Here is a 22,268-nt window from a genome sequence, read left to right as displayed (position 1 = left end):
GGCGGGGCGGAGAAGGACCGCACCCGCAGGCCACATACTAGGCCCCTTGGCCGGGCATCTGCGTGAGCGCACCATCGGCCAATATCTGCTGCATGGCCGCGTCGAAGACCGGCAGGGCCTCGATTTCGGCGAAGGTTGTTGAACGCGGCAGGGTCTCGGGATCGGTTTCCAAGTCCTTGCAGGACATCACCTGCTGCATCGACAAGAGGCGGTCAGTATCCTCGGCATAAGCGGCGTCGATCCAGTGGGCAATCTCTGGCGTCAAGAGGCGCGCGGCGGGATCAGGATCATACTGAGCCGCAATCGCGAAGAGGCGCTGTTTCTGCTGCACGGTCGAGATGAGATTGCGCCTGCTGGCATGGGCCAGAACGCAATGAACAAAGGCGGATTTCGCCTGATTGGCGCGGGATACCGGCTTTGGCATGGTGGCGGGATCAATCCCCAGCACGGTCAGGAACTGTCGTTCAATTGTAGGCCTGTCGTTGGAAATGAAATAAATGTGCGTGCGGTCCTTCCCGGCAAAGGCCTGCCAGCGTGCGAGATAGGCCGCAAGCTGCATTTCCGGCATCTGGAGGGATCTGTCGAGAAAGCCAGTCACATCGTCTTGTTCATGCCCACCGCGTAGAAGCTGCTCGTAGGCCGACATCAGAAGTGGCGCGCGAGGTCGGAAGAAAATGTGGACATGCACCGCGTCAAAATGCTCGGCCATCCAGTCGATGTCGACGCCGTGGCTCTGCTTGATCAAAGCCTCGCTCGACAAGAGCAGGCGGGGAGCCTTTGGCGCCGCAAGGGCCGCACGCAGATCGGTTTCGGCCTTGGAAATGTCATAGCTCGGGTAGGTCTGGTGAAACCATCGCCGCGCCTCAGGCGGGCGGAAAGAAAAGGCATAGGGGGTCAGGTTGCCCGTGTGACCGGGTGACAGCGCGGGATAGTCGACCCCCTGCGCCAGCAACGCGGCGCGATTGTCGCGAAAGTATTTCTGAAGCGCCGTCGAGCCGCACTTGGGTAGGCCGACATGAAGATGCAATACGCTCAAGGATTTGCTCCGACAGTGATCGGTGTGTCGTTCGGCGTTTCCACCGAAAACCAATTTGATCCGAGATGTCCATGGGTCAGGCGATACTGGTGCCAGTGCAAGATGCACAGCCGGACACATTCAGGCCCCAACAGCGCCACCAGACCCAAGCGCCGGTTGCGCCGCCAGTTCCGCAGATAGGCGGGCAACACGCGCGGGTGACGATGGCGGATCGCGTGCATTGCCAACCGCAGAGAGTGGCGCGCCGTGGTCAGATAGGTCCGCACTCCAGTGGCTGCGCGGCGACGTGTGCGGTCCGCCGCAAGGCGGTCGCGAAACGCCTCGGGACCGTCAAACGACCTGAAGACGCGATCGAAAAAGTTGTCCGGGTCAAACAGCCGGGCAACCAGATCCTGATGACCGGCCTTGAGCTGCTCCCGGCTCATCTGCGCAGGCTCGAACCCGCAGATAGGATCGTGTTCGACCAGTCGCCCCGCCTCTGCCAGACGTTTGTGCAGCGGTGTGGTCGGCAATGGTGACAGGATGCTGACCGTGGCCATGGGAATCGCGGCGGCGCTGATAAAGTTGAACTGATCGTCGAAGATGCGCGGCGAGTCCTCATCGAAACCGACGATGAAACCGCCGCGCACGATCATGCCCGATTGACGAATCCGCTCTAGCCGGGACAGCAATGTGCCCGCTCTGACGTTCTGGACCTTGCGTGTTTCGAGCAAGGAGGCCTCGTTCGGGGATTCGATGCCCAGAAACACCTGCGTGAAAACAGCGCGCACCATCAGGTCGAGCATTTCATCGTCTTCGGCCAGATTGACGCTTGCCTCGGTGCTGAGATTCATCGGAAAGCCGTGCGTTTCCTGCCAGTCGATCAGAGCGCGGAGCAGGTCCTTGGCGGCAGCCTTGTTTCCGATGAAATTGTCATCGACCAGAAAGCAACTGCGGAACCCGACAGCAAGGGCCGCATCCAATTCGGCCAGAACCTTTTGCACGGGTTTGGTGCGCGGGCGGCGGCCGAACATCACAATGATGTCGCAGAACTCGCAGAGAAAGGGGCAGCCACGGGAAAACTGGATCGAGACCGTGCTATAGGCACTGCTCTCCAGCAGGTCAAAGCGCGGGATGGGGACGGTTGCCATGTCCGTCCGCTCGGTCTGTTCATACCGGGTTTGCGTGGGGTTCCCGGCGGCCAGATCCTCGACAAAGGCAGGCCAGGTTTCTTCGGCTTCGCCGATGAAAACGGCATCGCACTTGCCGATAAAGAGATGCTCTTCTGCGGTGACGAGCGGCCCGCCAAGAACCACCATCGGCCCACGTCTGAAAAGCGCCGCGAGAAGTTGCAGCACGCGCGGCTTTTGCACGATCATCGCGGTAAATGCGACCACATCGAACCCCGCCAGATAATCGAGATCCAGAGGGCGGACCGCCTCGTCAAAAATCGCAATGTCGTGGCGTGGATCAAGCAAACCGGCAAGCGTTGGCAGGGCACCGGTCTGAATCGAGGATTTGACCGGCCCTTTGAGAATTTCGAGACCGTAATGATAGGTATAGACGCCCGGCGGATAGTCAGGGTTGACGATGGCGATCCGCAAGCGTTTGCGGCCTGTCTCATGCGCAGGCGCTGTGATCTCCGAGGTCGTGATCGGAGCGAATTTGGCGAGACGTGGGGGGATCGGGGCCGGAATGTTCATTCAGTGACCTTTAAGGCAACGGTTGATATGTGTCGGAAGACCCTGCCGGACGGGATGCCCAACCCACACCTGCGGCCCCATATCCATTACCTACATAGAGCAGGATATCGGGGCGGTTCCCTGCGCGCAACAGGTGAGGATAACATTGCATGTCATGGTCCCAATCACCGGGGACCGGAGGATTGCCAAAGACGCGGGCCTGCGTATCCATCGCAAAGCGTTCGCCGTTCTCCGATGTTGCCCGGATCAGCCGATAGCGGCGCAACTGCGGGTTGGCATCGCTGTAGGGGCCACGCAGGCTGCACCACATTTCATAGCCGTGCTTGTCCGAAATCACCGTCGGGCTGATGATTCCGGCCTCGGCGTCGGAGCGGCGTGCAAGAGCAAACCCCACGTCCTGCGCCCATTGCAGACCATCCTGCGAGGTGGCGTGGCGGATGCAATATCGCGCATCCGGGTCCTGACCGGGGCGCGGTCTCCACTCTTCGAAGGCGGTATACCACATGCGCCAGAGCGGCCCCTCGCGCCGGACGCAACCCGAAAGCACCGGCAAACCCCGGTTCCGGGATGCTGGCAATACGATAACCGGGTCGGAAAAGCTCTGCCCGTCATCGTCTGAAGTGCAGGTGAAGATGGAAATCTGGTAATTGGGCGGCGTCAGCCACAGCGCACCGCCAAAGGCCCGCATTTGCCCGTCGGTATCGCGCAGCACACACGACAAGCCCACGCTGGTGGCGCCGGGAAATCTGTCTGGGCTATAGATCGGCGCAGGATCGACGCGATGGATGCGCATGTCGTCCTCGGGATCGGCATCAAAGGAGAAGACATGCGCCCGGTTCTGCGCATCGCGTGCAGAGACCGCGATGCGCAAGAGCCCGTTTGCCAATTCCCAGCAAAACGGCATCTGCAACAGCCGGTGGTTGCCCGGTAGGTCCTCGGGCATCAGCAATCGGCCACGGCGGGTCCAAGGCTCAGGCATTCGGGTCGCTCCAGAGTTGGGCTGCGGGGCCGATGATCCCATCGCGGCGCAACTGGGCGCAGGTCTCGGGATCGGGGAACTGCCGGGCGAATTCCGCCACGACGGCCGCTGGCCCCTCGGCGGCGACCCGCGCCCAATGCGACCATTTCCACCCGGCCTTTTCCGGCATGAACCGGCGATAACGCTCTTCAAACTCCAGAAGAAACGAGGATTTGCGTTGAAAGCGGCCAAGCGTGGTGAACCAGTAATGCACGATGGCGAGCGACCGGGAGGTCGGAATTTTCAGCGCCGTGCCATTCGCGTGAACGGCACCGTGGCCGCCGGTTGTGAAATTGCCAACAGCGTCGGGCCGAACCGCGACCTTGGGCTGAATCCGGGTCAGGATAAGGGGGCAGGCATCCTGCGCACCGGCGCGCGCGGCATCGGAGGAAAGCGGTGTTTTGACAATGACTTGGGCCGCCAGATCGGCGTAGCTCCGGGAACCGGCAAAGACCTCTGGCGGGCCTGCCTCGAACACCGCATTGTGGCGCGGAATACGTGTCGCGATGTGAGTGTCATGGGCGGCAAAGGCCTGCGCGAGATCGGGGGTTTGCGGCATCAGGAATTCGTCGGCATCCAGCCGCACCACCCAATCGGGCGCAAAATGGCTGCGCGCTGCGTCGAGCGTCCAGGCCCAGACCTCGGACATGCGCATGCCTTGGGCAGAGATGAGGCTGTCCTCTTCGAACCGGCGGATCACCAACCGAGGGTCGGTCGCGTAGGGCGCAAGGCGTTCGGCTGTCCCATCCAGCGAGTTCAGGTCGGCGATGACCATTCCGACAACGCCAAGATCCAGATGATACGCGATCTGCGCCTCGATCAGTTCGGCCTCATTGCCGACGAGCAGCGCGATGACGACGTTCATTGCGCGTCCATTGGCGGCGGTAGCATCGACAGATCATATCCGACCGCCGCATAGGGCGCGCGCAATCCGAAGTGATCTAGGCAATGAACGAAGATGGCGCGCTGCCAATCGGACCACTCTGCAAAAACCCGGTCTGGGGTTTCGGCCCCTGCCTCATGATTGTGGCGATTGCGGCGTCCTGCGAGGACCGACGTGTCCAGAGCGCCGGTGGTCAAGGGCATAGGACCGTCGTTGAGCCGCTCGATCCAGTGGGCGAGATAGCCCGTGTCGGCAATCATCCGCTCCATGAGAATGTGACCCAGCCATGCGGCGCGCCCGTCGTCTTCTAGCGCGCGGGCGGCGCGAAAATCCTCGGCGAGCCCGCCAAGGGTGCAGCAGGCCCCCAGAAAACAGAGCGCGTCGAAGGCGCCGGGCCGCACCCCATGGCGGGCCGAAATGCGCTCGAACGCGGGCAGGTCCGTTTCGGCCACGCGGCGGGCGATCCACGCGTGTTCGTTGAGATCAATCGCCATGCTGTCGCGAAACTGTCCGTAGCCGGAGCGCACCAAGGACACAGGGTGACGCAATAGGTTGGCCACGGAAATGCCCGCGCCCTTTGGCCCCAGATCCGCGAAGGACCGGGGCAAATCCCGCATCCTGAAGGTATGCACGGACCCGACGAGCCGCGCCTCTGGAAAGCCTGCCGCGACCTCTTGGCAGAGCGTGGAGGGCTGCCGCGTGGCGCGGTCAAGATATCCTGCGCGCAGGACGCCAAGACGGGCATAAACGTCGTCTAGCGTGCCCTGAGACAGGATTGCGTCAATCGCATAGGGATCATCCTCTGCGGCGGGCAAGGCTGCGCTGGAATGAACGCAGGCAATTCCCGGCAGACCATGCAACACATGCGCCAACCAATAGCTTCCGCTCCATCCGTGGCTGGCAATCAGGAAACGTCGAGGCTCTGTTTGCATCGCGCTTCCTCTCGGTTTCGTGATTGGCCTTTCATAGAAAAGGCTTCGCCCTCGCACAATCCCGATTGCCACTCTCAAACGGATATGTTTGCCGCAGACCGCAGCCGGGGCTTGTTCCTTGGCGCGAGAGGTCACGCGGGGCGGGCGAGGTCGGTGATATAGTCCCACCAATACTCGAGACTGAGCCTGTGCAGCACCTCTTTGCGGCGGTCTGCATTGTCGTGATGCGGCGCGAGATCGGTCAGCCACGCGTGTAATCGCGCCGGGTCAAGCGCGTCTGGGGTCCATTCCGCGACGAAGGCCACCGGCAAGCGCTGATAAGCCGGGGCGAGCGCGGTTTGTCGCACAATCGGGATGGTGCCGTGCAACACCGCCTGCCATGCCTTGGGCGAGGGGTCGAGACCGCCCCCTTCGACGCAGAGCACGAAGGCGTGCTGCGTCAGGAGTGCGAGAAAGTCGGACTCCGAGATGTCCTCTTGGATGATCGTGCACCAACTGTCCCAGCAGGTCTGCGCCAATTCAGTGACATGCTTGCGTCTGTCCCATTGTGGTCCGGGGCGGGTCCGGTGCGCGCAGAGAACCCGCAAAGGGCGGGTGGCTGTGGGCGGCACAGTCGGGCATGCGGTGCTGTCGCGGATCTTGGGTTCGGCGTTGTAGACCATGCCGACGGGGATCGGTCGCAGCTTGGGATGGCTGGCGGAATCGAGGTTCTCGGCGACCCAATGCAAGAGCAGCGGATGGTCGAGAACCTGTTGGATCGCCTCTTGTTCAGAGGCATCAAAGCGGCGCCAGCGTTGATCCATCTGGACAGGCACCGTGGCGTCCTCGGAGCCGCTGACCAGAACGAAAGGCGCGGTGAGCATGGGCAGCACATGGCGGGCGAAATGGGGAATGGCCGTGAAGGGCGACCGCATCGAGAGAAAGATGTGGCGCGGCTGGTCTGTCTGCACCCGGCGGACAAGATGCGCCCGCGGCGCGGCCCGGTCGGTCAAAAGAACCCAATCGCAGCAGGAGGCTATGCCGGTGATCTCATAGGCGTCGGCACCTTGTCCCTTGGGGAAAAGCCGGGTCGAATGTGCGCGGAACACGGGGTCAGAGCGCCACATCTTGCAGGTGTCGATAGAGGGCGGCAACCGGCGCTGGCAGGTCGAGGTCGGGACGGTCGTGATGCTTGTGCTCGGGTTCGTAAAAGGACAGCGCCTCGGCCCCGGCAGGCAGGTCCAGTTGTTCCAGCATTTGTGTAAAGGACCGCCTCATGCGCGCGGCATCGCCGACGAATTCCATGACCGGAAAGCCGCGCTGCTGCTGGAACGTCAAAAGCCGTTCGTTGTAGACGCGCCAGATCTCGAAACACTTGTCTAGCGGGAACTGATTGCGTTGGGACAGGGACAGCGCGACCTCGGCCGGATGCCGGAATATGCCCGCACATGCGAGGTCTGGCAGCACCTCGAACCACCCCTCGAGGGTCAGCAGGGTGCGCGGGTCCTTGAAGCCCCAAACCGGCACCCCTGCCCGCGACTCGATGAAGAGATCGCGCACGGCAGAATGCAGTTTGCCCCACACGACCTCGGCGGGGGGATCATGCCAATCGCCCTGATTGGTTTCCAGAAGGTCCTGATGCATGAAGAGAATTGAGGGGGCCTCGTGCAGGCCCTTGGGGTTGAGACGAAAGGTCTTGTCAAGCACCGCGCCAAATTCCACCCCCGCCGCGCGGAGCGTCCCGGCAAGAGTGCTGGTGCCACTCCGGTGCATGCCCAAGACTGCAATCGCGCGAGAAGATGTCATCTTGAGAGCTTCGTGACCTTGGAAAACCGTTGCGTTGGGGAACCTTACTGGCGAGGGGGGGGATGTCAAACGCTAGTTCCCCATGGCCTCTGCGCGCGCGGCGCGCTGGATCAGGGCCGGGACCGTGCTATCTACGCGCAAGGTCCAACACAGGAGCAGATCACATGGCAGACCCCGTTATCGCACAAAAGGCGCCCTACCCTGTCGAGGTCGAAGAGGGCAAAACCTATTTCTGGTGCGCCTGTGGCAAGAGCAGCAAGCAGCCTTTTTGCGATGGGAGCCACAAGGACACAGGGTTTGCCCCGGTGAAATACACCGCCGACACGAGCAAGCGGGTGTTCTTTTGCGGGTGCAAGCACAGCGGCAAGGCGCCGCTCTGCGACGGGACGCACAGCAAGCTCTAGACCAAAGGGGCCGCGCGGCGCTGGTCAGGTTGGGGGACGGTGCCCCCAACCCAGTGGCTCAGAGGTTATACTGTTCGCGCGCGTAGTGACCCAAGCCCACGGCATCAAGCCGGGACAGGGGGGCAAGGAATGTCACCTGAATGACCCCCGGCGCGCGCCCGATCTCGATTGCGCCGTTGATTGTCGCGCGGTTGCGCACTTCGGCGACGGTCATGCCGAGCAGTTTTGCCGCCCGCTCCAACCCGTTGGTGATTGCGTCATTGAGATTGGCGGCGGTGCCGATGACCGAGATAGGCGCAACAGTCTCGATTTCGGCAACCGACCACTGGTTGGCCAGACGCTGCGCCTTTGCGCGCTCGTCGGCGCTAAAGGGTTTGGCCAGCGGCGGCAGGTCTTCGAGCAGCGGAAAGAGCACTGGGCCGTCGATCGGATAGTTTTTGACCACCTCCACCTGAAGCGTCACGCTGCCTGAAACATCCATGGTGTGACCCGCGATTTCACCGTCGCCCTGTGCCGCGTGCATATCGCCCATGTAGACGCCCGCGCCTTTGACCTTGACCGGCGCAATCAGGATCGCCCCCGGTCGCACCGCGTCGATATCCATATGTCCATCGGTCTTGTGCTCGGCCAGTTGTTCAGAGGTGATCGCATAGGCATGGGGCGCGCCGACAAGGAACGCGCCGAAATCCCCCGCATTATGGCTGTCGGGCATGGCCATCGACGGGCAAGTCCCAAGTTGACCCAGAAAGGGCCGCATCCGGACCATAGCACCCGGCATGTCATGGGGCGCATAGCTCAGGATCGAATGTTGACGGCTTGCATCCGGCAGGGCGGCATAGTGGTTGGGGTTCTGGGCAATCCTGTCCGCCGCCGCCTCTGGCAGGGTCAGGCCGACGGTGCGCGTATCGTCAAAGGTGACGGTATAGCCGTGGACAATCTCGAACGGCGTCACCGCATTGCCGCAGGTGTCACATTTCACGCAGTCCTGACCGATCCCCTCGACATGGGTTTCGGGCCAGACCGTATCACACACGGGGCAGCGCGCCGCCACATAGGGATCGCCAAGACAAAACCCCTCGGGCGAGCTGTCATGCCCCGAGGCCGTGGCAATCGAGGTCACGGTCACATCCCGTATCCGGATCGCCACCGCATCGCCCACTTCGGCACCCGCCACCGCCACAGGCTGCGTCACCTCGTGACCGCCGCGCAACCGTGGTGTGATCATCGGCCCCCAGCATCCGGGGGCGGTGTTGGCAATGATCGTGCCGCCATTCTCGACGGGCCCTAGCATCGGGGCCTCTGGATCAAGCACGCTGTTGGTAAAGCCGCTGACGACAACGCTGCGCCGTGCGGTGGTGAGGTCGGGGCTTCCGTCGGCCATGGCAATCTCCTTGTGGGATGAGGATGGTGTGGAATGAGGATGGCTGCATGGTAATCTCTGCCGGAACAATGTCTAGGGTCCTGCTGTGAGGGGCTATGGCGCTTGTCTTGGGGGCCGCGATGCGTCGCAAAGGGGATAGACGCGGTCGGGGGGACATCCTATGCGGGGGCATGACACGCGTTGCCTCTGCCTCTCCGTCGACCGACCGCATTCTTGCCGGGGTTGCCCTGATGCTGGGGTTTTGCGTGACCGCTCCCTTGCTGGATGTGGCGGCCAAGCTGGCATCGACCAGCGTTCCCGTGGGCCAGATCACCGCCGCGCGGTTCATCGTGCAATGCGCGCTGATGGCCCCGTTTGTCTGGATCATGGGGCTGTCGGTGCGCGTGCCGCGCGCGCAATGGTTGGCGCTTTTGGCGCGCGCGGTGCTGCTCTTTGGCGCAACCTTCTGCTTTATCGCCGCAATCCGGGTCATGCCGCTGGCCGATGCGCTGGCGATCGTCTTTGTGGCCCCGTTCATCGTGCTCTTGGTGGGCAAGTTCTATTTGGGCGAGGATGTCGGCCCGCGCCGCGTGGGCGCGGCACTGGTGGGCTTTGTCGGCGTCCTTTTCGTGATCCAGCCCAGTTTCGCGGCCTTTGGTGCGGTGGCGCTCTTTCCGCTCGGGACCGCGGTGGGGTTTGCGTTCTACATCCTCGTCACACGCGGGCTGTCGCGGCGGGTGCATCCGGTCACATTGCAGTTTCATACGGGCCTGATTGCCAGCCTGCTCTGCCTGCCGGTGATGATCCTAGCAGAGGGCACGGGGATCGACATGCTCGATCCGGTCTGGCCGGACGGTATCGCATGGCTCTGGTTGCTGGGGGTCGGGTTCTTTGCGACGCTGAGCCACATGATGATGACCTATGCGCTGTCGCTGGCACCCTCGGCCACGCTGGCACCGCTGCAATATCTGGAACTGCCGGTGGCGACATTGCTGGGCTATCTGGTGTTTGGAGATTTCCCCAACGCGCTGACCCTCACGGGCATCGCCATCATCATCGGCGCGGGCCTCTACATGATCCACCGAGAGCGCGTGACCGCCCGCCAGTTGATCACCGAACGCGCCGCACCGCCGATCTGAGGCGAGCGGGCGACAAAGTGCTCTGGGCTATCGCGCCTACATCTGATGCACATAGGAGCCGGGTGCTGCCTCGATCGGAGGGAGCCCGCGTGCGGCAGCCCCGAGCGCCTTGGGGCTGGGCTGCGTGCCGCTGCTTTTGCCCGCAAGCCAGTCTGCCCATTCAGGCCACCACGATCCCTGCCGGTCGGCATTGCGCTCTAACCACGCATCCGGCCCGACATAGAGCGCCCCTGTCGGTCGATGCGAGACACGGAAACGGCTGCGCGGATTGCCCGGCTCGTTGACGATACCGCTGTTGTGGCCACCGCTGGTCAGAACAAAGGTAAGGTCGCAATTGGTGAAGAGTTGGGTCTTGTACACCGAGCGCCAGGGCGCGATGTGGTCGGTTTCGGTGGCAACGGCAAAGATCGGTGCGGAAATGTCCTTGAGCGCGATCACCTGTCCCTCGACGGCAAAGCGCCCGGCGGTCAGGCGGTTTTCAAGAAACAGCCCCCGGAGGTATTGCGAATGCATCCGCGCGGGCATCCGCGTCGTGTCGGCCAGCCACACGCCCATGTCGGTGGGTGTATCCTCCTTGCCCAGGAAATAACGCTGCACGGCCCGCGACCAGATCAGGTCTTCGGACCGGATCGCCGAAAACGTGCGCGCCATCTGGGGCCGGTCGAGATAGCCTTGATCCCACATCATGTCCTCGAGAAAGGCCACCTGGCTTTCATCGACGAAGAGGAGCAGTTCGCCCGCTTCGGCAAAATCGACCTGAGCCGCCATCAGCGTGATCGAGGCCAGCCGGTCGTCGCGGTCGCGCGCCATGGTGGCGGCTGCGATAGCGAGGATCGTGCCGCCCAGACAATAGCCCACGGCGTGCACCTTTTGGTCTGGCACGATGGCGTTCACGGCACCGAGCGCCGCCATCACCCCGTCGGTGCGGTAATCCTCGAGCGCGAGCTCCGCTTGCGCGGCGGTGGGATTGCACCACGAGATCACGAAGACCGTGAAACCCTGACGCACGAGATAGTTCACCATCGAATTCTGCGGCGAGAGGTCGAGGATGTAGTATTTCATGATCCAGGCCGGAACGATCAGGATCGGCTCGGACCGCACCTCTTTGGTCTGCGGCGCATATTGGATCAGTTCGAAGAGGTCATTGCGGAACACCACCTGGCCCGGCGTGCAGGCAAGATCCTGCCCGAGGCGGTAGCCTTCTGGCACCGGATCACGGGCTTGTGTCACGGTCTTGAGGGCATCATGTGCGGCATTGACGGCCCCCTCGGTCAGGTTCCGCCCGCCGGAGCGGATCGTGGCCGCGAGGATTTCCGGGTTCAGCAGAGGGAAGTTCGACGGAGACACGACGTCGAGCGCCTGTCGGACCATGAACCGGGTTCGCTCTGCGTTTTCGGGGCGAAGGCCGCGCAGAGGCTCGGTTGCAAAATCCCACCAGTCCTGCGTGGCAAGGAAAGCCTGCTGCCAGAGGTGGAAGGGCTGTTTCTGCCAGCCTTTGTGGCGGAACCGGTGATCGAAGGGCCTCGGTGCAAAGGGCGGGGCCGCGTCGGTCTTGGGGCCTGCCATCTGCGTCATCAGCATGAGCGCGTTGCGCTGCGCGCGCTCGATCAGTTCCAGTTGGCGGCCCGGAGCCTGGCTCATGTGTTGGGCCCAGTCTGCCCAAGCCTCGATGAAGGAATGGGGCGAGACCCCGGCACTGTGCCGGGCCTGCGTGGCGCGCGCGGCGCGGTCGAGGGTCTGGTGCGGATGCACGGGCGCGGATTCTGGTCGTGGCGGTGTCACGGGGGCGGTCACGGAGGGGCGACGGGGGACCGGCCGCCTTGGCACTGTTGTTGCGATACGGTGCGGTGCTTTGGTCATTTATCGTCCCTCGGATCATGGGCAGAGGCGCAGCGCCCTGCGGCCTTGCTTGGTTACGACCGGAATTGGCCACGACTCGGAACACAGCATTGAGCATAGAGAGGACGGCAGAGCGCGCCTTGATCGAGCGCAAAGCCGCCTCGACCGCGGGGGGAAGGCGGGTGATTGGTCCTGCACGGCACAAGGACACCAAGTGGTTGGCAAGCCCAGCGCGCGGCGCAGTGCGGTCAGCCCTACCGCCTAGTCGAGCCCTGCCGGGTCCACACCGCAGCCGCGCGCGCCGTCCCCAAGGGTCTGTGAGATCCGCGTTCGGGGCCAGTCGGAAGACGCGGGACGTAAGTGGTGCAATGTTGCGCCACCCGCCACGCTCTGATTGCCCAACAAAAGCTGGATCGTCGCCGCCGTGCGGACCAATTGAGCCCCTGCCGGCAGGGTCTTTAACCTGCGGTTCAGAGCCAGCACCGGCTTGGGACAGAGGGTGCCGCGCATATCCGGTGTCTCTGTTATGCCCGCTCTCCAAGCAGCGTCTCGCGCGGCACCCGGCGTAGCGCCCCCGTCCCAAGGCGCCGCCGGATGGCCCGAGATAGCGCATCGACCGCCGCCGTCAGCCCGCCGGCCACGACCAAAAGCACGAGCGCGCGGTCCAGACGTAGCTCGGCCATGGCGCTGTCGATGAAAAAGCCCAACGTCATGACCCCAAGAAGACCCATGACCGCTGTCTCGCGCAATATGATCTCCCAACGATAGAGACAGAGCGCCAGAAACGGGCCGAAAAGGCGAGGCACCAGTTCCCATCCCCAGAGCGTGGCACCGCGCGGCGCATCCGCGCGCAGGTCCGGGCAGAGGGCCTCGGCCTGCCGCCCGAGCAGATGACCGATGATCGCGCCGTTATGCAAGGACAGCGCCAGGATCGCAGGAAGCATCGAGGGGCCGAAGACCTGCACAAAAAGATAGGCCAGCATGTATTCGGGAAAGGACCGCAGGATCACCAACCCGAGATGCCCCAGAGCAGCGCCCACGCGGCCGCTCACGCGGGGCACGATCAGACCAAAACCGAAGAACGCCACCGCCCCCGTCAGGGCCAGCGCGATTTGCGCGCAGATCACCGTGGCCACCAGCCCCGGCAGCGCCTCCATGGTCAGGATGTCCCTCAACCAATCGGCCAGCGCCGCCCCGTCACAGCCGCCGCGTAACGGGACAGGCACGATATCCTCGGTCAAGAAGCGCCAAAGTGCGCCCTGCCCCATTGGCGGGCTTTGGACCGAGGCCAGCACCCCCAACGCAGCCGCGATCCAGACCGGCACCAGCCGCCAGCGCATCCAGAGCCGGATGGACGCAATGAGCGCCACATAGAGGATCATGATCGCGGAGGCCGCGCCATACTCGCCCTGACGAAAGAAACTGTCGAGTTGGAAGCCCAGTGTCGGCAAGCCGATGAACCCCAGCACCGCCGAAGACCGCAACCCGCATTCCAGCCGGTAGAGCGCATAGATCCGCATCGGTTCAAGTGCCAGAGGCGCGCGGGCATAGAGAAACCGTGACAGCGCATCCACCCCCTTGGGCAAGGCGCGGGCGGAGCGCTGATCGGCCTCGTCGAGATGTTCGGCAAAGACCTTGGCGAAGATGCCCGCATAGGGCAGCGCGATGGCCAGAACACCGGTCAGCGCCCCGATGCCGAACACCTGCAACAAGAGCAGCGCCCAGAACAATTCATGCACCGACCGCAGCGCGATGCAGAACGCGCGCAGGCCGGGTCGGTCGTAAAAGGGGGCCATGATCACCCCCGCAACACCGCCCGCCGCAACACCGGCCACCGCGAACATCACTGTGAGCAGCAGGGCGCGACCGATTTCATCCACCGCACTGAAATCGGGGGCGAGAAACCCTTGCGCCATGCGCCAGAGCACGCCGCGCGGATCATGCCCCGCCAGCGTGAGATCGGCAAAGGGCAGCGCCAACAGCGCCAGCAACAACAGCCCTGCCGTGACCTGAAGGCGGCTCAGGTGTTCAGGCATAAAGGGCCTCGATCCGCGCGCGCGAAATGTCGGCGGGGGTGGCGTCGAGGACAACGCGCCCGTCCTTGAGGCCGACCACGCGCGTCGCAAACCCTAGCGCCTGATCGACATCGTGCAGGGCCAGCACCACACGGTTGAACCGGGCGGCAATATGGCTCAAGATCTCGGCTCCCTGCGTTTCATCCAGCGCCGAGACCGGCTCGTCCCCCAGCAGGACATCGCCGCCCCGCCAGAGCGCACGCGCCAGCGCGACGCGTTGTTTCTGACCACCCGACAGCCCCTCGACCGCGCGATCCGTTTGCGGCGATAGCCCAAGGATACTCAAAACCTCGCCCACCCCGGCGCGATCCGCCGCGCGCGGGCGCACAAGATTGGTCAGGTTGTAAAGCGCCCCGTGATCGTCAAGCCGCCCCATCAGCGCATTGCGCAACACACTCAGTTGCGGCACCAGCCCTTGTTCCTGCGGCACCAGCGCCACCCGGTTGCCCTGAGCCAGAAGAGCATCGTAAAGCGCACCCAGAAGCGTCGTTTTTCCCGCGCCGCTACGACCCAAGAGTGCCACACGCTCACCGGGAGCGAGCGCAAAGCTCACCCCCGTCAGGACCGGCGCAGCCCCATAGCCCAGCGATTGCCGGTCCAGCAGCACCCGGTTCACTCCATCAGGCCAAGCGCGCGTGCGGTCTCGGCGATCGGCTCGAAGTCGGAGTTCTGCGCCGGAATGAAGGCCTCGCGCGGGAAACTCGCCAGCAGGTCGGGATCGGTCATCCCCACCAGCGCCGCCTGCACCCGGTCCGCGAAGCCTTCGCCAAAGCGCGCATCGACATCGCCCCGGATCGTCCAGTTGTAATCGGGATAAGGCGGCGTCTGCCAGATCACCTTGGCGCTCTCGGTCTCGGGCGCACCCTCGGCCAGTGCCTTGTCGTAGACGGCGTAATTGAGAGCACCCACCTGCCACGCCCCAGAGGCCACCAGCCGCAGGGTCTGGCTGTGATCACCCGAATACCCGACGCGATCAAAGAAGTCCTCTGGCGCCTTGCCGGTGTTCTGCCGGATATTGAACTCTGGCATCAACCGCCCCGACGTCGAGGTCTTGGCCCCGAAGGTAAAGCTCATCCCTTCAGCGGCCATTGGAAAAGCCTCATCCGGCACCAGTCCGGTATCCTTGTGGGCGATGAAATAGGTGATGAACGTCGGGTCCTCGGACCCTTGGGCAATCGCCCGCGCCCCCGGCACCAATTGCCGTGCCTGCACGCCCGACAGCCCGCCGAACCACGCAAGCTGCACCTGATCGTTGCGGAACGCCGTGACCGCAGCCGGATAGCTCTTGACGGGGACGAATTCCACCTCGACGCCCAATTCTTCCTCAAGATAGGCCGCCACCTTGGAGAACCGCGTCATCAGCGCGGTCTCGTCCTCGTCGGGAATGGCCGAAAAATATAGTGTTTGAGCATTGGCTGTTCCGGCCAGCACTAAAGCGGCGCAGATCGCACCAATTCTGTGAAAGACTCGCATGTCATCCTCTTCTTTTCAAAAGCACTCTTATATCGCGATGAGTTGGGGCGACAAGGCAGGTCCGTGACATGGGTCCCCGGCCAGATCTTTCGTCCGCTTCACGCAAGGCGAAAGCCATCCTCGGGATGGGGCGGAGCGCGCACGGCGCATCGCCGAAACGCGGCACCTGCGCGGCGTCCTGCTCTCCGGCGGCTCGAACAGGCGCAGGCGACTGGAACCGACCCGAGACAATGCGCCCCCGCGCGATGCCGGTCCCGCAGTCGCGTGGGAAGAGCTATGACACCATTTCGCCTGATCGACAGCGGCGTGGCTGAGGGCCGCCGCCAAATCGCCTATGACGCAGCGCTGGCCGACTTGCACAAGGCGGGCTGATCCGGCGGCAGTTGCAGAACCAATTCATGGAGTTGTCCCAAAAGCTGGGCAAGACAACCCTCTTCATCACCCACGACCTTGAAGAGGCGCTCCGCCTCACCACGCTCGGTCTGACCGGCGTGGCAGAGGATGTGAAAGAGGCCGCCCGCGCCCATGGGGCGACCAAATGGCACGTGCTGCGCGGGGTCGAACTGCCGCCGGCCCGCGCGTCAATCCCGGCGGGGATCAACCAGACCATCCTGATGTGCCTGTCGATGGTGGTGATCGCCAGCCTGATCGGTGCGCAGGGGCTGGGATTGGTTGTGCTGACCTCGCTGCAATACGCGGCCAAGGGGCAAGGGTTGCTTGCGGGAATTGCCATCCTGCTCTGTGCCATCCTGCTCTGTGCCATGATGATTGACCGCATCGTGCAGGGCAGTTTCCGAAAATGAACGAACTGATCTAGAGTATTGAAAAGGAGCCTTTCATGCCCGCCGACTCCCCTGCTCGATTGCCCGCCGAATTGACGCTGCGCGGCCTGCGCGTGTTCGTTGCCTTGGAAGAGGCGGGATCAATTGCGGGGGCCGCAGCGCGGATCGGCGGATCATCGTCGGGTGTCAGCCAGCACATTACTGCACTGGAAAGCGCCATCGGGGCCAAGCTTTTTGATCGCCGTGCCAAGCCCGTGACGCTGACGCCCGCGGGCCAACTGCTGCGCGCCCATGCCCACCGTATCCTGTCGGTCGTCTCGGAAGCGCAGGCCGAATTGGCCGAGATCAGCATGACCAATCTGCCAAGTTTGAAACTTGCCATCATTGATGATCTGGATGCCTCTTTGACCCCTGTGCTGGTGTCCGCCCTGCAGGCGCGGTTCAGGAATTGCTTTGTCCATGCCTTTTCAGGCCGGTCCGATCACATCATCGAGCGTCTGCAATCACGCGATGCGGACATCGCGGTCACGGCCCTTTTGCCCGCGGACAGCAACACCTATCAGTCCGTGCCGATCCTGCGAGAGGCGTTCATTCTGGTGGCCGCCAAGGGCGCGATCCGGCCCGATGTGGACGTCCGCGCGACACTGGCCCGTCTGCCCTTTGTGCAGTATTCCGAGACGATGCCCATCGGCCAGAAGGTCGCCCAGCACCTGAAGCGGGTAAAGCTGAACGTGCCGCGCCGTTTTGCCTTTGAGGCGACCCGCTCGGTGCTTGCCATGGTCGTCCAGACCGGGGGCTGGACCCTGACGACGCCGCTGAACCTGCTCGATGCGGAGCGATTCATCCCGATGCTGGATATCCTGCCTTTGCCGTTCGCGGGCGAGAGCCGGCATATCCACCTTGTCGCCCGGGCTGAAGAGCTGGGTCACTTGCCCGAGGCATTGGCTCGGGATTGTCGCCGCATCCTGCGCAACGTGTTGGTTCCCCGTTTTTGCGCCATAGCACCGGGGTTCGAGGCGGCAATCGAAGTCGCCGAGGACGACGGCTAGGACCGCACCCGCGCGATTGCGCCGGGGCACCGGGGCACGTGTAACGGCGTGTGTCAGAACGCGGTCGCCCGGTCCGATCCCGGCCGCGCAGAGGGTGATCTGCAACGCCTGTCCTGCAGAAGTAACGGCAAGGCAATAGGGCTGCCCGACGAAACTGCCAACGGCACGCTCGAGTTCGGCGGATGATCCCGTTTCGCCCGCGCCATTGCCGGAATGCGGAGCGGGGGTTTGTGTTCATTTGCCTTCACGCAACACGCTCTAATTGAATATTTCCGCCATCTAAGGCCCCAGCAGGATGGGGAATTCGGCGCGCATCCGGGCTTCCGCCTCGGGGGTCAGGTAGGTGGGGTGGTGCGTTTCCAGCACTCGGCGAGCAGCAAGTTTTGCACGCCCCCAAGCATCGTGGCGGCCCTTCTCGTCCCACGTCATTGGCGCATCGCGGTCGGCGATGGTGGGGTAGAAATAGTCACGTTGCATCGCGGCGATGGTATGCGCGCCGCCCAGAAAATGACCGGGGCCAAGGACTGCCTCACGGATTGCCTCGTATCCCAAGGTCTCGTCATTCACTTCGACGCCGCGCAGAGTGCGGTAAATCAACGAGTGCATCTCGTCATCCAGAATGAATGCCTCGAAAGACGCACCCAAAAGCGAGGCCATCATGCCTGAGGATTCGTAGATCAGGTTTCCGCCAGCCAGCGCTGCGGCCAGTGAGGAAATTCCCTTCTCGGACCCGTATTGCGCATCTGGCACCTTGGCATCCGTCATGCTGGAGGCGACGCCGGAGGGAAGACCGAGCCAGTTTGAAATCTGCGCGGAGGCCGCGTTCATCACGCTGATTTCCCCACCGCCCCCAACAAAGGAGCCGGTCCGCAGATCCACCACCAGTGGCCAATTGGAAAAGACCATCGGATGGCCCGGCTTGATGACGTTGACCATGATCAGACTGGCCAGCGTTTCGGCCAGGGATTGTGCAAGGAAACCCGCCAGTGTGGCGGGCGCGGTGGCCCCGGATTGCGCGGCCGTGATACACGAGAGCGGAATGCCATGCGCCATGCAGGCGAGTGTGACCATGACCGCATCTTCGCCATAGCGCATGGGCGAGATCATCGGCGAGATATGAGCCTTGAGAAACGGCGTTTCGCGGAACAGGCCAGATGTGCCGTCACCGCCAAGGCCCATGTCGACCATACGCATGATCGGGGCGACATGCTCGTGAATGGTGAAAGAGGTCGCGACGGGTTTCGTGGTGCCTTTCATCAGCGCAAAGACTGTGTTCACGTCGAGTTCGTAGATGTCCGGCAGATCGGTCGCCACGCAGCAGCGGGTGAACCAGGAGACATTGGTCAACGTGTCTTGCAACCGGGTGAAATCGTACAGATCGCGCAGGGTGGACGGCCGGTAGCCGCCCGTGTCGATGTCCAGTGTCAGGACCGCTGCCCCCCCGGTCCCAAAATGGACATGGTCGCCGCCAACTTCAATCGAGCGGGCGGTGTCGCGACCGTGGAAGGTGAAGGTCTTGGCAGCCATGCCGATGACCTTTTCCACCAACTCCTGCGGAAAATAGACGCGACCGCCGCCGAGCCTCGCTCCCGCGACAAGGAAGGGCTTGACCAGAACCTCGGGCACTTCGCCCACACCAAGCTCGGCCAGCAGCCGCAGGGCAGTCTGGTAGATCGCCACCATGTCGGCATCGGAGAGGGGCCGGTATTGCCCACCCCGCTGGCCCGGCGAGCAGGGATTTACCGCAGGCGGCAGCGCACGCTGAGCAACCCGCTCTGCCCGCCCGCCGCTGCGCCGTCCGGTTCGTTCGTCGGTCATCGTGGCCCTCCGTTTCACGTGTCATAGGGGTCGATCCGCCACAAGCTGACAACATCCAAGCGAAGGCTTCATATTTTTGGACGAAGGGCTTCGCTTTCCTTGAACGGATCGAGGCTTGGTTGACGAAGCACGCGGCCTTCGCGCTTGGTTTTTCGGCAAGAGCGAGGAGCGTGAAAGATGAAATCCCAGACCCGTGTTGTGGTGATCGGTGGCGGCATTGCCGGCTGTTCGACACTTTACCACCTGACGCAAGAGGGATGGACCGATGTCGTGTTGATCGAACGCAACGAGTTGACAAGCGGCACGACCTGGCATTCAGCGGCTCAGGTCACGAATTTCGGGATGACGCAAACGATGGTGGGGCTGAAAAGCCACTCCATCAAACTCTACAAGGAGTTGGCAGCAGACCCCGAGTATCCGATCAACTACCACCATGGCAACGGCGGCATTCGCCTGGCAAATTCAGAAACGACGATGGACGGCTACCGGCACTTTGCCAGCCAGGCCAAGGTCATGGGGGTGGAGTTCGAGATCCTCGACGCGGCCGAATGCGCGCGGCGGCATCCGCTGATCACCACAGAGCGGCTGATCGGGGGCCTCTGGGACGGCGAGGATGGCGACATTGACCCCGCGCAACTGTGCCAGGCCTTGGCACGACGGGCCCGCAAGGTGGGGGCGGAGGTTTACCGCAACACGCCCGTCACCGGCCTGACGCAAAGACCGGATGACAGCTGGATCGTGCACACCGACAAGGGCGACATCGCTTGCGAAATCGTTGTGAACGCCTGTGGGTACCGCGTGAACGAGGTGGGCGCGATGATGGGAATCCACCATCCGGTGATGTCGATGGAGCATCAGTATTTCCTGACAGAACCGATCCAGGGGATCATCGACTTTGGTCGCCGCGTGCCGCTGTTGCGCTGTCCGATCGACGATTTCTACGCGCGGCAGGAAAAGCAGGGTCTGCTGGTCGGGTTCTACGAGCAGGACTGCCGGACATGGGGAATGGACGGGGTCGATCCCAATTTTGTCAACGCGCTGTGTCCTTCGGATACCGACCGCATCCTGCCGGTTTTGGAAAATGTTTTCAAACGGATGCCCGCACTGGAGCAGGTGGGGATTCATACCATCGTCAACGGACCCATTACTTATACCATCGACGGGGCGCCCCTCGTCGGGCCGATCCCCGGCAAGCGCAACGCGTTCTGCATCATCGGTTTACGTGCCGGGATCGGCGAAGGGGGCGGGCATGGCTGGATTCTGGCTCAGCAGATTGTTCACGGCGAGGCGCAGTACGACACCTGGGTGACCGATCCGCGCCGCTTCACGGGGCACGCAAATGTCGAGCTGTGCGCGGTGAAGGCCATCGAGGATTACCAGAATGAATTCCGGTTCCATCTTCCGCACGAGCATCGCCCGGCAGGTCGCCCTATGAAGACCACGCCCTTGACGCCGATCTTGGCGGCGGAAGGGGCGGAGTTCGGCGTAGTGAACGGGTGGGAGCGGGTTGCCTATATCAAGCCCACGCCTCAGTTCCACGAGACACATGGTTTCCGGCTCAACGAGACTTTTGATGTCGTCGCCGCCGAAGTTCATGCTGTGCAGACCGGCGTAGGCATAACCGAAGTGAACGGCTTTAACCGGTTCGAGATCACCGGGCCGGGCGCGCACGACTGGCTCAACAGAATGTTTTGCGGGCGGATGACGCGGAAGACCGGCAAGGTCGGTCTTGGCTACCTTCTCAACCACCATGGCAATGTGAAGGGCGAGGCGACCTTGGCCAATCTGGATGGGGGCACGATCTGGTATGGGTCCGCCGCCGCGTCGGAATATCACGATATGGACTGGCTGACGACACATCTGCCGAAGGACAAGTCGGTCAGCATCCGGTCCCTGACGAACGATTACACGATCCTCGTGCTGGCAGGGCCCAAGGCGCGCGACGTGCTGGCAGCGGCCGCGCGGGGCGATTGGTCGGCAGAGGCTTTCCCTTGGCTTTCGGTGCGGCGGGCCTTTGTGGGCATTGCTCCGGCTGTCGTGATGTCCGTCAGCTTTTCGGGTGAATTGGCCTATGAAATCCATGTTCCGAACGCACAGCTTTACGCGGCCTATCTCGCACTCCGCCATGCGGGCACGCCCCATGGATTGCGTCTGTTCGGGTCCTATGCCGTTGAATCGATGCGGCTGGAAAAGGGATACCGCCACTGGAAGGCGGATCTGGTGACAGAGTTCAACCCGTTCGAGAGCGGTCTCGGGCGGTTTGTCAGATTGGACAAGGCCGAGTTCATCGGCAAGGCGGCGCTTGAAAGGATGAAGGGCGACGGCCCGCGCCGGGCCTTTGTGTCGATGATCGTGGACGCCGTGCATGCGACAGCCCATGGCGGCGATGCGATCCTCGCTGAGGGGCGCGTGGTGGGCTCGGTCACATCGGTCGCCTGGGGGCATCGCGTGGGCAAGAACATCGCAATGGGCTTTGTCGAACCTGCCTTTGCAGCGGATGGAACGCGGCTGACAGTCGACGTGATCGGTGTTCCCACACCCGCAACCGTGGTGCCGGGATGTCTGTATGATCCCGAAAATCTGCGCGTCCGTGCCTGAAAGTCGCGCGTTCTGACCGCGAGCCACCCGCCCTGCGGATGCAGAGACCCGTTGTTGTCGCGGATCACGCGGCTCGCTGACATTTCCCGCCTTTACGTCAAGCTCTCTGCGCCCTGCCGGACTGGGTTGTATATGAGCGCCCACGCGGCGTTTTTGACGCGGACCCTCGGAGCCGAGCGGCTAGTCTGGGGCAGCGACTGGCCGCAAACACAACACGAAGGCCGGGTTGATTTCGCCAAGGTCGTTGAACATCGTGAGCGCCTTGGCCCTCTGAATGACACCAAAGCCGTCGGGGACTTGTATGGGCCGAGCATGGATTGAGAGTGAAAGAGGATGCCCAACACCCGCAGGGACCCAGAACAGGAAACCCCCGCGGCGCCCTTAGCGCATCCGGG

Annotated in this window: 18 protein-coding genes and 2 pseudogenes; 6 read left to right on the top strand and 14 right to left on the bottom strand. The window is 63.0% G+C overall.

Annotated elements, in window-relative coordinates; genetic code table 11:
- Nucleotides 1–37 precede the first annotated feature (37 nt).
- The 7 genes from KBT70_RS19305 to KBT70_RS19275 form a co-directional block, all read right to left on the bottom strand.
- Nucleotides 38–1,036, bottom strand: a complete 999-nt coding sequence (locus KBT70_RS19305; protein WP_296637957.1) for a hypothetical protein — start codon at nt 1,034–1,036, stop codon at nt 38–40.
- Complete coding sequence (locus tag KBT70_RS19300) at nt 1,033–2,718, bottom strand: radical SAM protein (RefSeq protein ID WP_296637955.1); 1,686 nt, start codon at nt 2,716–2,718, stop codon at nt 1,033–1,035. Before KBT70_RS19300 ends, KBT70_RS19305 begins: the two co-directional genes overlap by 4 nt.
- A 10-nt stretch (nt 2,719–2,728) precedes the next feature.
- Nucleotides 2,729–3,697: a hypothetical protein gene (locus KBT70_RS19295; RefSeq protein WP_296637953.1), complete on the bottom strand. Its 969-nt coding sequence runs from the start codon at nt 3,695–3,697 to the stop codon at nt 2,729–2,731.
- Nucleotides 3,690–4,601, bottom strand: a complete 912-nt coding sequence (locus KBT70_RS19290) for a glycosyltransferase family 2 protein (protein WP_296637951.1) — start codon at nt 4,599–4,601, stop codon at nt 3,690–3,692. Before KBT70_RS19290 ends, KBT70_RS19295 begins: the two co-directional genes overlap by 8 nt.
- Nucleotides 4,598–5,551, bottom strand: coding sequence for a hypothetical protein (locus tag KBT70_RS19285; RefSeq protein ID WP_296637949.1), 954 nt, complete (start codon nt 5,549–5,551; stop codon nt 4,598–4,600). The genes KBT70_RS19290 and KBT70_RS19285 overlap by 4 nt, the downstream gene beginning before the upstream one ends.
- Before the next feature lie 131 nt (nt 5,552–5,682).
- The gene (locus tag KBT70_RS19280; RefSeq protein WP_296637946.1) at nt 5,683–6,657 is read right to left on the bottom strand and encodes a hypothetical protein; all 975 of its coding nucleotides are present in this window, start codon (nt 6,655–6,657) and stop codon (nt 5,683–5,685) included.
- A complete protein-coding gene (locus tag KBT70_RS19275) occupies nt 6,644–7,336 on the bottom strand; it encodes a hypothetical protein (RefSeq protein WP_296637944.1) in 693 nt (230 codons plus the stop codon). Before KBT70_RS19275 ends, KBT70_RS19280 begins: the two co-directional genes overlap by 14 nt.
- A gap of 164 nt (nt 7,337–7,500) precedes the next feature.
- Here KBT70_RS19275 and KBT70_RS19270 point away from each other — a divergent pair, with 164 nt between their 5' ends.
- Nucleotides 7,501–7,740: a CDGSH iron-sulfur domain-containing protein gene (locus tag KBT70_RS19270; protein ID WP_296637943.1), complete on the top strand. Its 240-nt coding sequence runs from the start codon at nt 7,501–7,503 to the stop codon at nt 7,738–7,740.
- Between the two features lie 58 nt (nt 7,741–7,798).
- Here the strand turns inward: KBT70_RS19270 and KBT70_RS19265 are convergent, their stop codons facing one another.
- On the bottom strand, nt 7,799–9,121 hold the full coding sequence (locus KBT70_RS19265) for an acetamidase/formamidase family protein (RefSeq protein WP_296637940.1): 1,323 nt from the start codon (nt 9,119–9,121) through the stop codon (nt 7,799–7,801).
- Between the two features lie 170 nt (nt 9,122–9,291).
- Here KBT70_RS19265 and KBT70_RS19260 point away from each other — a divergent pair, with 170 nt between their 5' ends.
- A complete protein-coding gene (locus tag KBT70_RS19260; RefSeq protein WP_296637938.1) occupies nt 9,292–10,239 on the top strand; it encodes a DMT family transporter in 948 nt (315 codons plus the stop codon).
- A gap of 36 nt (nt 10,240–10,275) precedes the next feature.
- On the opposite strand, the gene KBT70_RS19255 is transcribed toward KBT70_RS19260, so the two are convergent.
- From KBT70_RS19255 to KBT70_RS19240, 4 genes are all read right to left on the bottom strand, one after another.
- The gene (locus tag KBT70_RS19255) at nt 10,276–12,099 is read right to left on the bottom strand and encodes an alpha/beta fold hydrolase (RefSeq protein ID WP_296637936.1); all 1,824 of its coding nucleotides are present in this window, start codon (nt 12,097–12,099) and stop codon (nt 10,276–10,278) included.
- A gap of 503 nt (nt 12,100–12,602) precedes the next feature.
- Nucleotides 12,603–14,114, bottom strand: coding sequence for an ABC transporter permease (locus KBT70_RS19250; protein ID WP_296637934.1), 1,512 nt, complete (start codon nt 14,112–14,114; stop codon nt 12,603–12,605).
- Nucleotides 14,107–14,760, bottom strand: a complete 654-nt coding sequence (locus KBT70_RS19245; protein ID WP_363270994.1) for an ATP-binding cassette domain-containing protein — start codon at nt 14,758–14,760, stop codon at nt 14,107–14,109. Before KBT70_RS19245 ends, KBT70_RS19250 begins: the two co-directional genes overlap by 8 nt.
- Nucleotides 14,761–14,765: 5 nt before the next feature.
- Nucleotides 14,766–15,626: a putative selenate ABC transporter substrate-binding protein gene (locus tag KBT70_RS19240; protein ID WP_296637929.1), complete on the bottom strand. Its 861-nt coding sequence runs from the start codon at nt 15,624–15,626 to the stop codon at nt 14,766–14,768.
- A 461-nt stretch (nt 15,627–16,087) separates the two neighbouring features.
- Here KBT70_RS19240 and KBT70_RS19235 point away from each other — a divergent pair.
- A pseudogene (locus KBT70_RS19235) lies at nt 16,088–16,429 on the top strand (ABC transporter permease subunit); the annotation flags it as partial.
- A 35-nt stretch (nt 16,430–16,464) separates the two neighbouring features.
- Nucleotides 16,465–17,457 (top strand): LysR family transcriptional regulator, encoded by a 993-nt coding sequence (locus tag KBT70_RS19230; RefSeq protein ID WP_296637926.1) that lies wholly within the window; start codon nt 16,465–16,467, stop codon nt 17,455–17,457.
- Nucleotides 17,458–17,508: 51 nt separating this feature from the next.
- Here KBT70_RS19230 and KBT70_RS19225 read toward each other — a convergent pair.
- A pseudogene (locus tag KBT70_RS19225) lies at nt 17,509–17,628 on the bottom strand (DegT/DnrJ/EryC1/StrS family aminotransferase); the annotation flags it as partial.
- Nucleotides 17,629–17,736: 108 nt separating this feature from the next.
- On the bottom strand, nt 17,737–19,275 hold the full coding sequence (locus KBT70_RS19220; RefSeq protein WP_296637923.1) for a trimethylamine methyltransferase family protein: 1,539 nt from the start codon (nt 19,273–19,275) through the stop codon (nt 17,737–17,739).
- Nucleotides 19,276–19,452: 177 nt separating this feature from the next.
- Here KBT70_RS19220 and KBT70_RS19215 point away from each other — a divergent pair, with 177 nt between their 5' ends.
- Together KBT70_RS19215 and KBT70_RS19210 are read left to right on the top strand one after the other, a co-directional pair.
- Nucleotides 19,453–21,873 (top strand): FAD-dependent oxidoreductase, encoded by a 2,421-nt coding sequence (locus KBT70_RS19215; RefSeq protein WP_296637921.1) that lies wholly within the window; start codon nt 19,453–19,455, stop codon nt 21,871–21,873.
- 51 nt (nt 21,874–21,924) lie between these two features.
- Nucleotides 21,925–22,194, top strand: a complete 270-nt coding sequence (locus KBT70_RS19210) for an amidohydrolase family protein (protein ID WP_363270991.1) — start codon at nt 21,925–21,927, stop codon at nt 22,192–22,194.
- The last annotated feature ends 74 nt before the right edge of the window (nt 22,195–22,268 follow it).

The organism is Roseovarius sp., assembly GCF_018066915.1.
Classification (GTDB): Bacteria; Pseudomonadota; Alphaproteobacteria; order Rhodobacterales; family Rhodobacteraceae; genus Roseovarius.
The sequence above is the reverse complement of the archived record's forward strand: the minus strand, read 5'-3'. Positions and strand labels throughout refer to the sequence as shown.